General features: G+C 31.0%; 11 protein-coding genes. 9 read left to right on the top strand and 2 right to left on the bottom strand.

Annotated elements, in window-relative coordinates:
- Window positions 1-84: 84 nt before the first annotated feature.
- Window positions 85-1,794 (bottom strand): methyl-accepting chemotaxis protein, encoded by a 1,710-nt coding sequence (locus CLOCEL_RS17300; RefSeq protein WP_010073543.1) that lies wholly within the window; start codon window positions 1,792-1,794, stop codon window positions 85-87.
- 498 nt (window positions 1,795-2,292) lie between these two features.
- On the opposite strand from CLOCEL_RS17300, the gene CLOCEL_RS17295 reads away from it, so the two are divergent.
- Genes CLOCEL_RS17295 through CLOCEL_RS17285 form a run of 3 tightly spaced genes read left to right on the top strand, consistent with a single transcriptional unit; the run spans window position 2,293 to window position 5,256 of the window.
- Window positions 2,293-3,402 carry an efflux RND transporter periplasmic adaptor subunit gene (locus CLOCEL_RS17295; RefSeq protein WP_010073542.1) on the top strand — a complete coding sequence of 370 codons (1,110 nt, stop codon included), beginning with the start codon at window positions 2,293-2,295 and terminating at the stop codon, window positions 3,400-3,402.
- Entirely contained in the window at window positions 3,395-4,075 is a 681-nt protein-coding gene (locus CLOCEL_RS17290) for an ABC transporter ATP-binding protein (protein WP_010073541.1), read from the top strand. The genes CLOCEL_RS17295 and CLOCEL_RS17290 overlap by 8 nt, the downstream gene beginning before the upstream one ends.
- A gap of 2 nt (window positions 4,076-4,077) precedes the next feature.
- A complete protein-coding gene (locus CLOCEL_RS17285) occupies window positions 4,078-5,256 on the top strand; it encodes an ABC transporter permease (protein WP_010073540.1) in 1,179 nt (392 codons plus the stop codon).
- Between the two features lie 356 nt (window positions 5,257-5,612).
- On the opposite strand, the gene CLOCEL_RS17280 is transcribed toward CLOCEL_RS17285, so the two are convergent.
- A complete protein-coding gene (locus tag CLOCEL_RS17280) occupies window positions 5,613-5,912 on the bottom strand; it encodes a rhodanese-like domain-containing protein (RefSeq protein ID WP_010073539.1) in 300 nt (99 codons plus the stop codon).
- A gap of 312 nt (window positions 5,913-6,224) precedes the next feature.
- Between CLOCEL_RS17280 and CLOCEL_RS17275 the strand changes: the two genes are divergently transcribed.
- The 6 genes from CLOCEL_RS17275 (at window position 6,225) to gshAB (ending at window position 14,814) form a co-directional block, all read left to right on the top strand.
- Entirely contained in the window at window positions 6,225-6,953 is a 729-nt protein-coding gene (locus CLOCEL_RS17275; RefSeq protein WP_010073538.1) for an ABC transporter ATP-binding protein, read from the top strand.
- Complete coding sequence (locus tag CLOCEL_RS17270) at window positions 6,946-8,142, top strand: ABC transporter permease (RefSeq protein WP_010073537.1); 1,197 nt, start codon at window positions 6,946-6,948, stop codon at window positions 8,140-8,142. The genes CLOCEL_RS17275 and CLOCEL_RS17270 overlap by 8 nt, the downstream gene beginning before the upstream one ends.
- A 345-nt stretch (window positions 8,143-8,487) precedes the next feature.
- Window positions 8,488-11,586, top strand: a complete 3,099-nt coding sequence (locus CLOCEL_RS17265; protein ID WP_010073536.1) for a WD40/YVTN/BNR-like repeat-containing protein — start codon at window positions 8,488-8,490, stop codon at window positions 11,584-11,586.
- A 211-nt stretch (window positions 11,587-11,797) separates the two neighbouring features.
- Entirely contained in the window at window positions 11,798-12,061 is a 264-nt protein-coding gene (locus tag CLOCEL_RS17260; protein WP_010073535.1) for a metal-sensing transcriptional repressor, read from the top strand.
- Window positions 12,062-12,240: 179 nt separating this feature from the next.
- Window positions 12,241-12,459, top strand: coding sequence for a heavy-metal-associated domain-containing protein (locus CLOCEL_RS17255; protein ID WP_010073534.1), 219 nt, complete (start codon window positions 12,241-12,243; stop codon window positions 12,457-12,459).
- A 27-nt stretch (window positions 12,460-12,486) separates the two neighbouring features.
- The gene (gene gshAB / locus CLOCEL_RS17250) at window positions 12,487-14,814 is read left to right on the top strand and encodes a bifunctional glutamate--cysteine ligase GshA/glutathione synthetase GshB (RefSeq protein ID WP_010073533.1); all 2,328 of its coding nucleotides are present in this window, start codon (window positions 12,487-12,489) and stop codon (window positions 14,812-14,814) included.
- The last annotated feature ends 258 nt before the right edge of the window (window positions 14,815-15,072 follow it).

Raw genomic sequence — 15,072 nt, 5'->3', positions numbered from 1 at the left:
TTTTTTAGAAGCTTTATGTAATCTCAATAACAGAACTTATATAATATCTATTTTAATAATATGATTTTATAAATCTATTTAATACTATATTTTGAATTTTTGAATTTGAGAATTAAGAATTTCTGCTAATTCAGCTTGTTGTTGGGCAGATCTCGCTATTTCATTAATTGCATTAGCTGTATCAGACATAGTATTTCTAATCTCTTCAGAACTTGCAGCACTTTCTTCTGCAACGGCAGATACATTTTCAACAGCAGAACTTATTGCTTTTAGGGTGTGTTTGATAGAATCAGAAGAACTAGCGGTTTTATCAGCAGTTTGCTGCATATAATTGGCATCATTTTCGTAGGCTATTGAAGTATCTAATAGTGTGTCATAATCTGGTTTTATTGTACCTTCCATGAAGTCTAATAAAGCTTTTGTGTTTATAGCTAGATTATTAAAGGTAGACTCAACACCATCGATAACAGCTTTTATATCGGCTACTGATGATGAAGATTGTTCTGCGAGTTTTCTAACTTCTTCTGCAACTACGGCAAAACCTTTTCCAGCTTCTCCAGCCCTTGCTGCTTCTATTGAAGCATTAAGAGCTAATAGATTTGTTTGCTCTGTAATACTCATAATACTGTCTGTTATAAGTTTGATTTCTTTGATGATTTCTCCGTCTTTTAAAGCTTTAGCTACAGTTGCACGTTTTTGATCATATAAATCATTAGCTTTTGTGGCAGAAGCTACACCATTATTATGAATTAAGATAGCTCTATCTTTGATTTCTTGTGAAGAGACCTTGCCATCTAAGGCCATTTTTGATAGTTCATTTGATTCAGAAGTGAGATCTACAATAGAAATACTTACATCTTGGGTACTAGTACTGAGAGTATCTATACCAGCACTTATTTGACTTGTAGATTCACTTACAAGGCTAACTTGTGAGGATACTTCCTCAGTAATTGCTGATAATTCTTCACTGGAGGCATTTATATTTTCACAACTTATTGCTACATGTTTTATCAAAGCTTTTATATTTTCCACGGCTTTATTTAACTGAATAGATACGAGTCCAAGTTCATCTTTTGATGTGTTCTGAAGAGGAACAGATAAATCCCCATTTCCAAAGGCTTCAGTAAATTTAAATATTGCATTTATTTGTTTTGTTATAGAACGAGACATGTTATAACTTATTAATACTACAAGAACTACAGTTAGTAAGGAGAGTATTATTACAATATTTTTAGCTTTGTTATAGTTATTTATTGCTTCATCAATATCATTTTGAGAAATTGAGTTAGTTTCACTTATGTACTTGTTTAGAGTATCAGATAGAATTTTGTTAGTTGCTTCAATATTTCTATAAGCAATTCTAGATGTCTTATAATCTCCTTTTTCTATAAAAGAAAGAATTCGTGATACATTTTCATTAAAGTTTTCAAGTTTCTGTTTGAAAAAATCAAGTTCATCCTTAGAACTGTCAGCAATAGTTTTTTCATATAGAGAAACCAGATTTGTGTTATCCTTTTGAAGATTTTCTGTAGTTGTATTTAGAAGGTCAAACTTATATTTACTTTCTTCATCCAAAAGAGTTAAAACATTTGTTTCTATTTCGAAAATATTACTTTTTATATTTCCAGAATACATTACTCCATGTAGATCATTTTCATAAATAGAAACCATATGATTTTTTGTATCAGCTAATTTTATAAGTGAATAAATACCTATAATTTCAGATATAACAAATATCAATATAAAACATATTATTAGTTTATGAGATATTTTTAAATTATTAAATTTATTCATATAAAGTCCTCCTATCATAATTAAAAAATATGTACTAACATAATTAAAAAAGATGTACTAAAATATAAAATCTACATTAGGAATATCGGATGAGAAAAAATTTTCTTAACAAATTTGTAAAAGAAAACAATAAGCCCATTTCCAATATATTACATAGAATATTATATGTAAATAGTAAGTTTACTATTTATTGTTAAAGTTGGTTGAAGTATCTATAGCATATTTATTTTTATGACAAAGTTTTTATTGAACTTTGGCATAAGAGATAAGTTTGTATTAGGATGATTAATAGAATTCTTAATGATAGATTTGCAAAGAGATTAAAGGATTTATTATATTTTAGGTGAATTTAGTATTGAAACTTAGCTATTTTATTAAAGTGAAAAAAAGTGGACAATATATTGACACTGAATAGTGAATAGTGTACCATTTGAGATAATATAGCGATATGTAAAAAAAAGTAATCAACAAAACTTTATTGAATTAGAGGTGCATTTTATGAAGAAAACTCACATTATTGGTATTATAGTGATTGTTGTAGCTGTTGGCGCTGCAGTAGCTATTGGGATTGGAACCAAGAAGAGCAAAACTACTGATGTCAAAGCTACTAAAGTAGAATTATTTACAGTGCCGCAGAGTAAAAAGGTTTATGTGAATGGCATTATTGAACCTGAGAGTTACAAAGATATTTATCTTGATGCTAGTAAAGGAACCGTTAACACTACTAATGTAACAAATGGACAAGTTGTTAAGGCTGGAGATATTCTTTTTACATATAAAAATGAACAAGTTACAGAAACCTTAAATACCTGTGAGGATACAATAGCAACAGCTAGAAGACAAAGAGATTCAAATACAGCAGCGAAAAATAGATTGGAAGCTAAAAAGCAAGAGATGAAAAATGTTACTGGTGCTTTGAGTGGAGTTGAAGACTTTGATTCTCAAATAAGTACACTTAATGATCAGATTAGTGCAGCTGATGCTCAGATATCATCGTATCAAGACAAGATAAACAAACTTAGAGAAAAGGAAACATCTAATGTTGTTTCACCAATCGATGGAATAGTCACCCTTAGAGAAATAGAAACAAATATGACGAAACCTTATATAACAGTTGAAAGTAATATTTTGTGTGTAAATGGTACTGTAAATGAAAAGGACAAGTTAAAGCTTACAGAAGGAAAAGCTGTAGATATTTATATATTTGGACAAAAGAAGAATGTTACAGGAAAAATTGCAACTATTGGAGCAAAACCAATTAAAGAAGCTGCAGCGTTAGGAAATGTAACAAATTCGGCAGGATCTTCAGTTTCAAACTATGAGATAAAAATTGCTTTTGATAGCCAAGAAAATCTTATCAATGGTTTCCATGTACAAGCAACAATTTTGTTAAATGATGGAGGCATAAAGATTCCAGCTACATCACTTATAAATGAAGAAGATAAATATTATGTATTTAAAGATGTTGACGGTAAATTTGAAAAGGCGGAAGTAGTGTATGGAGGTAATCAAGAAGACGATGCAATAATTCTTCAAGGTTTAAGTGAAGGAGATAAAATAGCTGAAGAGCCAACTGCAGATACGAAAGAAGGTACAAAAGTTGAGTAAGCTTATAGAATTAAAAGACATTAATAAGTTCTATAGGTTAAGAAGTGATAAGCTGCATGTTTTAAAAGGTATCAATCTAACTATAGAACAAGGTGACTTTGTTATGATAATGGGCAAATCTGGAAGTGGGAAAACTACACTTTTGAATTTACTTGGGTTATTAGACAATTTTGATAATGGAAACTTTATTTTTGATGGTAAGGATGTAACTCATTTTAATGAAAACCAGAGATCACAGCTCAGAAATAAGCATATGGGGTTTATATTTCAACAGTTTCATCTTATAGAGTCTCTAACTATAGCACAAAATGTAGAGTTGCCATTAGTATACAGAGGCAAGGTTCCAAAAAGGAAAAGAATCGATGATACAAATAAATATCTAGAGATGGTAGGACTTCTTGAAAAGAAAAATGTTAAACCTACTGAATTATCAGGAGGCCAGCAGCAAAGGATAGCAATTGCAAGAGCACTTATTAATGATCCTTATGTTATCTTCGCTGACGAGCCAACAGGAGCACTAGATAGTGTAACTAGCACGCAGATAATGGAGATATTAAAGAAACTTAATGAAGATAATAAAACAATTATAATGGTAACTCATGATGAGGAGTTAGCTTCATATGCAAATAAAGTAATTCATATAAAAGATGGATTAGTGGTGAAGGTGGAATAAATATGTCTTTAAAGGATTTGATTAAAACAGCTTTATCTAGCATGAGTGCTCATAAGCTACGTGTTTTTCTTACTATGATTGGAATAATTATAGGAATAAGTTCTGTTGTTACAATTTTATCTATTGGAAATGGATTAAAAGCAGAACTTAATTCAACAGTAGAGGATTCTGCAGCAAATAGCTATTCTATCCAATTTATGCCAGATAATTCTACAATGGATAGTAGAATAGCAGAACCTTTTGATAAAAATGATGTTTATTCAGTGGAAGCTATTGATGGAGTAGAAAAGGTTGAAACTAATTCAGGTGGAATGCTTAATGTAAATGTATCTAATATAGAATTTTTTAGTTCTACGACCATGGGAATAATATATCCATATAAAAATGAAACTATAAAATTGCTATATGGAAGAAATTTCAATGAGGGTGAGGAAGACCAAAATTTAGTGATTTTATCTCAAGAAGTAGCAGAAGGACTTTTTGATGAGTTAGAAGAGGGGATTGGAAGAGCTGTAACTATAAATAATACTAATTTTGAAGTTATAGGAATCCAGGAAAAGTCTACAGGTTTTTCACTTTTGGGACCTAAGGATTATATTCAAGAGCAATCTTATGAAAGCATCACTGATAACTCATATATAAGTAATTTTAAGGTTACTGTGGATATAAAAGCAGATAAGGATCAAGTGTTAGATGAAGTAACAACCATATTAAAGGAAAATCATAATGATTTAGCTGGAAAATATGAGGTTGCAGACCCTCAAGCTATAACAAAAGCTTTAGAAAAAGTTATCGGTGGTATAACTACATTCATAGCTGTAGTATCAGGAATATCTCTATTTGTTGGTGGTATTGGAGTTATGAACATTATGTATGTTTCAGTAACAGAAAGAAAAAGAGAAATTGGAATAAGAAGAGCAATTGGAGCAAAACCAAGAAGTATTATGTTGCAATTTCTAATAGAAGCTATTTTTGTAACAGGTTCTGGGGGGCTTATAGGAATTTTGTTTGGTTATCTTTTTGGAAAGATAGCAGGGGCATTTTTACCTTTCCCACCAGTGATGACTGTTGGAAGTTTCTTAGGTGCAACAATTTGTTCTGTGACTGTAGGAATAATTTTTGGTATTGTTCCCGCTATTAAAGCTTCAAAACTTGATCCAATAAAAGCGATATATCAATAAAATGTTGATTTGAGAAATAGTAACTAAGGAAAACATATAAATACAATTAAAGTTTTATCTTTTTTATAGATACACATAACCATAACTAAAAATATTTTTGTTGGTATGACAGAGAAGCAAGTTAGTAAATTTAGCGAATAGTTTAAGTTTAGGATATGAGGATTATAAAAATAACTAACAAAGATAAAAATGTGTCTCAGGATAGAAAGAACTATCTCTGAGACATGTTTTTAAAATTGATTTTAGATTATACAATTAATTTTATAATCGTGTTAAATATAGGTCTAACTATGAAAATTTTATAATGAATAAGTAAACTATTATTAAAGCTGAAGATATGTTTTATAAAGTAAAATTTATTTTTCTAATGGATGGAAGTAGGAACTAGTTCCGCCAGATACGTTTATAACTTTATAGCCTTTTGAGCTTAAAGTTGCACAGGCTATAGAACTACGACCACCAGACTGACAGACTATATAATATTCTTTGTCTTCTTCAAGATAATCTTCTGTATTATTAAGAATTTCGCTCATAGGTATATTTTTAGCTGTTGGTATATGCCCAGTTTTATATTCATATTCATCACGTATATCAATTAAATCGATTTCTCCTAATCGACCATTTAAATCGTGGACACTCAAAATATTATAATCCATTGGGTTTCCTCCTTATGAAAGTATAGGTTTACAAATTATATGTAGAGTATACCAAAAAATATGATAAATTATTAGTCTTAAATATATAAAATAATTTAATATAGGTGGTTTAATACATAATGTGTGAAATATATGTATTATAGAGATGCTGAATAATAGGTTATATAAAATTTTCAGTTATTAATGAAATTTGCAAAATTTTGTTATAAAATAAGTCATGAGGAGATTGTGAGGAAAATAAGATTTTAGGAAGTTTGACAAAAAGTTAGTTTGATATCTATGAAATACATACATTAAAAGGAGGTTGAAATTGTGTTAGAGGTAAAAGGACTTACAAAGGAGTTCAAAAATTTGAAGGCAGTTGATAATATAAGTTTCACTGTTAAAGAAGGAGAAATAGTAGGGCTACTGGGAGAAAATGGAGCAGGTAAGACTACAACGCTACGACTACTAGCTACCATGCTGAAACCTTCTTCAGGTACTGCTACTATTAACGGATTTGATATTAAAAAAGATGCAGAGAAAGTTAGAGGAGAAATAGGAATACTTTTTGGTGGTGAAGTTGGATTATACGATAGGTTAACTGGTAGAGAGAATATAAAATATTTTGGTGAACTAAATGGTATGAGTAAAGAAGCTTCAGATAAGAGTGTTGATAAACTTGCCAGAGAACTAGGTATGGAGGAATACATTGAGAGAAGAGTTGGAAAATTCTCAAGGGGCATGAAACAAAAGATTGCTATAGCAAGATCTATTGTTCATGAACCATCAGTTATGCTTTTTGATGAACCTACAGCAGGACTTGATGTTAGTGCTGCAAGAATAGTTCAGGATTTTATTTTCAAATGCAAGGCTGATAAAAAAGCTATTATTTTTTCAAGCCATTCAATGGCAGAAGTTGAAAAGTTATGTGATAGACTCATTATAATAAATAAAGGAACAATAGTAGAACAAGGTACAATAGAAGAGTTAAAGACAAAGTATAATAATAGCGATATGGAAGAAGTATTTATGTCATTGGTAGGTGAAAAAAATGAGTAGTCCAAAGCTGATAGTATTTAAAAAAGAGTTAAGTGATATTTTAAGAGATAGAAAATCAGTTATTTCAGCGATTTTAATTCCTCTTATACTATTTCCAATTCTATCTTTTGTTATGGGATTCGCTTTCAATAAATCTATGAATTCTGTTTCAGAAAATATGAAAATTTCTATAGTATCAAAAGGTGATAGCGCCATAGAGAAATACATAAAAAGTCAAGATAATATAAATATCATAGAAACTGATAATCCAGAAGAAGCAGTTGAAAAAGGTGATGTATATTTAGCACTAGAAATACCAGACAACTTTGATGAAACAATATCAAAGGACCAGTCCAGTAAGATTACAATGATTTATGATAATAGTAGTAGTGATTCGCAGAATGTTAAATCTGCTATTAGCTTACTAATTGAGCAATACTCAAAAACTATAGTTACTGAGAGACTTGCAAGCAGAAATATAGATGAAACTCTTTTAAATCCAGTAGTAGTAGATGAAAAGAGTTCTACAGCTGAGGATGAAGGCATGGCAAAAATGTTAGTTGGCATGATTATTCCTTTAATGTTAATGATATACGCTGTTTCAGGTCCATTAGCAGCAGCGACAGATCTTGGTGCAGGTGAAAAGGAGAGAGGAACTCTTGAACCACTATTAACAACCAAGGCAAATAGGATATCAATTTTATGGGGAAAGTTACTTGCAATTACTGTAATGGGAGTTATTACAGCAGGTGCTTCATTAATTGGTATGTTTATTGCCATGAATATGAAAAATGGAATGTTTACAATGGGTAGCGAATCCGGAGTTGCTAGTGTAGCTATTGAGCCACAAGCTATAATTATTATAGGAGTTCTATTGGTATTTACAACTATGGCTTTTGGTGCTTTGGAATTAGCGATAAGTATATTTGCAAGATCTTTTAAAGAAGCACAAACTTATAATTCACCGCTTATAATTCTTGCAATGATCCCAACGTACCTAACATATATGATGGATGCAAAAAATATTGATTTTATATATTTAAATATACCAATTGCAAATGGAGCATGCGTAATGAAAGAAGTTTTATCTGGAATATATAATCCATTACACATCGGAGTTACTTTTGCTTGGACAGGTGTATATATTATATTAGCAATTTTAGCTGCTAGATTTATGTTTAATAGGGAAGACGTTGTATTTAGAGCTTAGAAACTTTTCAGAATAAAAAGTTGCAGTAGAAAGTTTTAATTTTATGAATGATGAAGAACCTATGAATTAACAGGATGTTTAACTGTTAATCATAGGTTTTTTTATTTGTAAGGAAAAGTTATTTAGTATAAAAGTTTTACTCATATAGTGAAATAAAAGTTTCACATCGAAAATAATGATTCTTCATTTGTTAAAAATCAACGTCATATACAGTTATTATTGCATTACATATATTAAAGTGAAAAATAAAGGTTAAAAAAATGAAAAATGTCGATTTATTTTTTCAACTATAAACCATAATAATTAGGTAAATGTTTTCTAAAATATATTTAGGGGGTCAAAAGAATGAAAAGAAGTTTAATTAAAAGAATTTCTGCTATTGCTTGTGCAGTTGTTTGTGCATTTACCTCAGGCACGCAGGTAAGTGTAAATGCACAAGTGGCTACTAGCGGATATAAAACCCAAAGTTATAATTGGGGAAATGTACAAATTGTCGCTGGTGGATATGTACCTGCCATAATTTTTAACGAAGGAGAAAAAGATTTAATGTATGCTCGTACAGACATGGGTGGAGCATATAGGTGGGATAATGCTGCAGGAAAATGGATACCACTTACAGACTGGGTAAGTTTTGATGAGTGGAATTTACTGGGGTGTGAAAGTTTAGCTGCTGATCCAGTAGAGACAAATAGAATGTACATAGCGGCAGGTACTTATAATAATGACTGGACAAAAATGAATGGATACATACTTAGATCTCAGGATAAAGGGAATACCTTTGATAGAGTTGAACTTCCATTTAAATTTGGTGGAAATATGCCAGGAAGAGGGATGGGAGAACGTCTAGTTATAGATCCTAATGACAACAAGGTTATTTATTTTGGTGCACGTACAGGGGATGGACTTTGGAGAAGTAATGATTATGGTGTAACTTGGAGTAAAGTTGATAACTTCCCATCAGTAGGAACGATTAAAGATTATTATGGCAATGAATATGGAGTACTTTGGGTTGCATTTGATACAAGTTCAAGTACTAAAGGAACACCATCAAAAGATATTTATGTTGGTGTAGCTGATGATAGTAACTCTATTTATCATAGTGCGGATAGTGGAGCAACTTGGACAGCACTTGCAGGTCAACCGCACAGACCAACAGATTGGACTTCACCTAGTGTCGAAGGATTCCTTCCTCATCACGGTATTTTAGCTTCCAATGGTATGCTTTATATATCTTATGTTGATGGAGCTGGTCCATATAATGGTGATAACGGACAATTGTGGAAGTATGATACAAAAACAGGTGTTTGGACAGATATTTCTCCTGTTAGTGGAGCAGCAATTAATGCTGGCTTCGGAGGTCTTGCTGTTGATAAACAAAATCCAGATACAATAGTAGTATCAACTTTGAACATTTGGTGGCCGGATGAAAATATGTATAGAAGTACTGATGGTGGAGCAACATGGAAACCTATTTGGGAATGGGGAGCATATCCAGAACGTAATTTTCATTATGATATAGATTATTCAGCATCAAAATGGCTAGATTGGGGAGCAAATAAATCGATGCCAGAAACCAATGTAAAGCTAGGGTGGATGCTTGATTATGTTGGAATTGATCCATTTGATTCAAATAAGATGATATATGGAACTGGTGCAACAGTTTATGGAACTGACAATTTAACAGATTGGGATAAAACTGATGGAGTAGTGCATATAAAAGTAAAAGGTCAAGGTATTGAAGAAACAGCAGTTAGTGCATTAGTTAGCCCTACAACGCCAGGTGTTCAGCTTTTAAGTGGTTTATTTGATGTCAATGGCTTTGTTCATACAGATATTAACGTAGTACCAGAGAAATTATCTAGTGTTTATACAAGTAGTATAGATTATGCAGAAAAATCCCCACAAGTGATAGTGCGAGTTGGTAATGGTGGATTTTCAAATGCTGGTGCAACCATAAATATTCAATACTCAATTGATGGAGGAACTACTTGGACATATCCTACAAATAGTTTTAAAGAAACAGTTAATGGTTCCGATGCCTATGCAGAGAAAGGAACTGTTGCAGTTAATGCTGATGGAGGCACTATTCTTTGGAGTGCTGAAAATATGAGTGGAGCTTATTATACAACTAATAAAGGAACGAGTTGGACTAAATCTACAGGTCTTCCAGCTGCGGCAAAGGTTTATTCAGATCGTGTTAATCCAGATAAATTCTATGGTTTTAAAGATGGAAAGTTCTATATAAGTAAGGACGGTGGTGTTACATTTACTGAAAGTGCAGCAACAGAATTACCAACCACTGGACAATTTAAAGCTATGGCAGGTAAAGAAGGTGAAATCTGGTTAACTGGAAAGACTCCAAATCCAGATAAAACTATAGATGAGCCAGTACTTTACGGTATGTGGCACTCAGCAGATGGAGGTGCAACGTTCACAAAGGTTGCGAATGTTGAAGAAGCTGATACCATTGGTTTTGGAATGGCAGCTACTGGTCAAGATTATATGACAATATACACTTCTGCTCAAATCGGTGGAAAACGTGGTATCTTCAGATCAGATGATAAAGGAGAAACTTGGATTAGAATTAATGATGATGCCCACCAATATGGATCAACAGATGTTGCTATAACAGGTGATCCTAAGGTTTATGGTCGTGTTTACCTTGGAACAAATGGCCGCGGAATTGTCGTTGGAGATATAGCAACAGGTGCTAAAATTATGAAAGATGGAAAGGTAATTGCTGATGGGGTAATCGCTGAAGATAATGGTTCTATTATTGTAGCCATTGATTCGAACACAATAGATAAGGATTTAGCTAACCTTGTTGAACCACCGTTACCTAGCACTGCTACTTCTGTAGAAACAAGAGTAAATACAGCAGCAATAAACGGCGGAGCAGGAAGCTTCGAAATTATTACACCAAATAGTAATATTATACTTCCAATAGGCATAGCAGATTATACTGGATTTGCACCAGGATCATATTTATCGATTAAACAAAACGTATTGATAGATAATGCAATATTGCAATTGATAAAGGGTGTTAATAAGGTATTTGAGTTTACTACAGCTGTTTACGACAGTAATGGTAATAAATTGCAAGACATAATTCAATTTAATAATGGAAATAAAGCAACTATTACATTAAAATTAACTGCTGATGATATTAATGGATTAGATACAAATAAGCTTGCAAGTTATTACTATAATGATAGTACAAATAAATTTGAAGGCTTAGGAGGAACATTTGATAGTGCAAATAATACTTTCACCTTTGAAACATCTCACTTTAGTAATTTTGTTTTAGCTGAATCTATTGTAGAGGCTCCAGTATTAACAACAACAGGTTCACCTATAGATATGACTGTATTATTAACTTTAGGTACGATTGTATTAGGTATAGGAACAGTTATAATCTTAAGAAAAAAAGAGTCTGCTAAATAGAAGTTAATAAGAGTAGTTAAGTAAGAAAAAGCTGATTTCTGTGTTTATCAGAAATCAGCTTTTCGCTTAAAAGCCGGATAAAATAAATAGTACAAAAAACTATTAAGGTGAAGAGGAGTCCTATTGACATTGGAAGTATATAAGAGTAATATATAGGCACACCCAGTATAGGGGGTGGGGAGGTATAGGAACACTATCTAGGAGGCAGTATATGAACGAAGAGAGAAAAAAAGTTCTACAAGCTTTAAAAACTTCAAAGGGACAAATTGAAGGAATAATTAAGATGATAGAGGATGAAAGATATTGTATTGATATATCTAACCAGTTAATGGCTGCACAAGCCCTTCTTAAGAAAGCTAATTTACTTATTTTAAGGCAACATTTAAGTCATTGTGTTAAGGAAGCGATAATTCATGATAAAGGTGACGAAAAATTAGACGAAGTTATGAAACTTTTATCAAAATTTATAGATTAAAGTTTACAATATATGGTAATGAATAACTATAGTAAAAAATAATTATATTAGATATTCCAAAGATGAAATTCAACTAATTACTTATCTTTCGATGATATAGCAAAATTATTAATGGATGTGAAAATCTATTGTATAAATGAAGAATAGATGAAACTTACAATTAAAGAGGAGGAATTTTTATGAAAAAGAAAATTGTTATTGAAGGAATGTCATGTAATCATTGCGTTAACCATGTTACAAATGCTTTAGAAGAAATAAAAGGTATAAAAGACATAGTAGTTATGTTAGATACTAAAACAGCTATAGTTGATGCTGAAGAAAGCGTTAAAGATGAAGAAATAAAATTTGCGATAGATGATGCTGGATATGATGTAGTTAGTATAGAAGAGGTATTATAATTTAAGAAGTTTCGGAGGCATGAGTTGATGCAAGGATTTCAAGAAAATTTACTAAAAGTTATAGAAGAAAAAAATCTACATGAGTATCTTTTTTTGGGAAATTTTGGTCTTGAAAAAGAAAATTTGAGAGTTGATAAAAAGGGGAGGTTGGCATTAACAGCTCATCCTAAAGCTTTCGGGAAAAAAGTCGAAAATTCATATATAAAGGCGGATTTTTCCGAAAGTCAGGTTGAAGTAATAACACCTGCCTTTGATTCCATAGATGAGTCTTATAATTTTTTAGAGAATCTTCAGGATATTGTAAGCCTAAATTTAGAGGAAGAATATCTATGGCCACAGAGTAATCCACCTTATCTGCCAGAGGCAGAGGAAATAATTATCGCTAAAATGGAAAATAGGCATGAGGAGGAATATAGAGAAGAATTATCTAAAAAATATGGAAAAAAGAGACAACTGATTAGTGGTATACACTATAATTTTTCTTTCAAAGATAGTTTTATAGAAGAACTATATGATAGTATAGGTACAGGAGAAGGTTATAAGGAGTTTCGTAATAATTTCTATTTAAGGATAACTAGGAATTTTTTGAGATACCGATGGCTTATAATATATCTTACAGGAGCAAGTCCAATATTTCATGAAACTTATATAGAAGGTTTTATGAGGGATGCTTTTAAGATTAATAATGACAGCTATAGCATTAATAATATGGTTTCTCTGAGAAATAGTATCTATGGTTATAAGAATAAAGAGGATTGCTATGTTTCCTTTAATTCTGTTGAAAAGTATGTTGAAGATTTAAAAGGTCTAGTGAACAATGGTAAGTTGATAAGTCACAAGGAGTTTTATAATCCTATAAGATTAAAGACCAGTGTGACAGATGACTTGCTGCAACAATTATTAGACGGTGGTATAAATTATCTAGAAGTAAGAATCTTAGATTTAAATCCTATGTATAAGAATGGAGTAAGTAAAGAAAGTTTATACTTCATGCATTTATTTATTTTACTTATGCTTTTTATCGAAGATAAACCTTTAACGGAAGAGGAACAAAGAATAGCTAATACAAACCATGATTTGGTGGCAATAAGTGGTATGGCAGATGAACTTTTTATATTTGAAGATGATGGCAGTAAGATTTTATTAAAGGACAAAGCGTTAGAAATATTAACAAGATTGGAAGAATTAGCTAGTGTTTTGGATTTTGAAGATAAATATAAAAATATAATAAAGTCAGAAAAACGTAAAATTTTAAATAATATAGATACTGTTTCAGAAGAAATAGTAAAATCTACAAAAAATTCTTCTTTCATTGAATTTCATATGAATAAAGCTAAACAGTATTTAGAAGAAAGTAAAAAGAAAGAATTTAATTTTATTGGTTTTGAAGATCTTGAATTATCTACTCAAATACTTTTAAAGGATGCAGTAACTAGCGGTATTAATATAGAAGTGTTGGATAAGAGTGAGAATTTTATTTCGCTATCTAAAAATGGTAAAAAAGAATATATAAAGCAAGCAACTAAAACCTCGAAGGATTCGTATAGTACAGTTCTTATAATGGAAAATAAGCTTGTAACTAAAAAAGTTTTAAGTGACAATAATATCAGAGTTCCTAAAGGAAGGGATTATGATGAAGTAAAGAGCGCAGTAGCTGATTTTAAATATTTTAAAGATAAAAAAATTGTTATTAAACCTAAGTCAACTAATTTCGGAATTGGAATAACCATTTTTAAAGAATCTTTTTCTAAAGAAGATTATGAAAAAGCTTTGGAGATGGCATTTAGGCATGATAATACTGTGTTAATCGAGGAATTTTTTAGTGGTAAAGAATATAGGTTTTTGGTAATTGATAATGAAGTTGTAGGAATACTTCATAGGGTTCCAGCAAATGTTATTGGTGATGGGATAAAAAATATTACTGAGCTTATTGAAGAAAAAAATTTAGATCCATTAAGAGGTCATGGATATAAAACACCTCTTGAAAAAATTAAACTTGGAGAAAGTGAAGAGCTATTCTTAAAAAATCAAGGAAAAAGTAGCACATATATTCCAAAAAAAGATGAAAGAGTATTTTTAAGAGAAAATTCTAATATTAGTACTGGTGGAGATAGTATAGACTTTACTGATGACATTCATGGTAGTTATAAAGAAATCGCTATTAAATCTGCAAGTGCTGTAAATGCTAGAATATGTGGTGTAGACATGATGATTGATAACATAAGTGAAATTGCGGATAATGTTAATTATGGAATAATTGAGTTAAATTTCAATCCAGCTATTCATATTCACTGTTACCCATATAAGGGGAAAAATAGAAAAGCGGGACAAGCGATTTTAAAACTTCTTTTTTAAAAAACTTGGTTATTCAGTTTCAATAAAGAGATTTTAAAGACGGTGTCGAAGACATTTTTATGGCACTGTCTATATAATATTAGAAGCAAGAGGAGCATAATATATACTATATAATATAATTGATTCTTATTACAAAAAATGATAAAATATTATGAACACAAAGAAGATGAAATAGGTTATTTATAGAGGTATATCAACATTATACATTCTACTTAAAAAAGATATGAATGGAAACGCTTGTAAAACTATATAAGCTAG

This window comes from Clostridium cellulovorans 743B, from assembly GCF_000145275.1.
Classification (GTDB): Bacteria; Bacillota; Clostridia; order Clostridiales; family Clostridiaceae; genus Clostridium_K; species Clostridium_K cellulovorans.
Note: the sequence above shows the minus strand (reverse complement) of the source record. Positions and strands in the feature narration are given on the sequence as shown.

Coding starts and splice junctions, on each gene's coding strand:
- CLOCEL_RS17280 (WP_010073539.1), bottom strand. CDS start 5,912: ATGGATTATAATATTTTGAGTGTCCACGATTTAAATGGTCGATTAGGA.
- gshAB (WP_010073533.1), top strand. CDS start 12,487: ATGCAAGGATTTCAAGAAAATTTACTAAAAGTTATAGAAGAAAAAAAT.
- CLOCEL_RS17255 (WP_010073534.1), top strand. CDS start 12,241: ATGAAAAAGAAAATTGTTATTGAAGGAATGTCATGTAATCATTGCGTT.
- CLOCEL_RS17270 (WP_010073537.1), top strand. CDS start 6,946: ATGAGTAGTCCAAAGCTGATAGTATTTAAAAAAGAGTTAAGTGATATT.
- CLOCEL_RS17300 (WP_010073543.1), bottom strand. CDS start 1,794: ATGAATAAATTTAATAATTTAAAAATATCTCATAAACTAATAATATGT.
- CLOCEL_RS17295 (WP_010073542.1), top strand. CDS start 2,293: ATGAAGAAAACTCACATTATTGGTATTATAGTGATTGTTGTAGCTGTT.
- CLOCEL_RS17260 (WP_010073535.1), top strand. CDS start 11,798: ATGAACGAAGAGAGAAAAAAAGTTCTACAAGCTTTAAAAACTTCAAAG.
- CLOCEL_RS17285 (WP_010073540.1), top strand. CDS start 4,078: ATGTCTTTAAAGGATTTGATTAAAACAGCTTTATCTAGCATGAGTGCT.
- CLOCEL_RS17265 (WP_010073536.1), top strand. CDS start 8,488: ATGAAAAGAAGTTTAATTAAAAGAATTTCTGCTATTGCTTGTGCAGTT.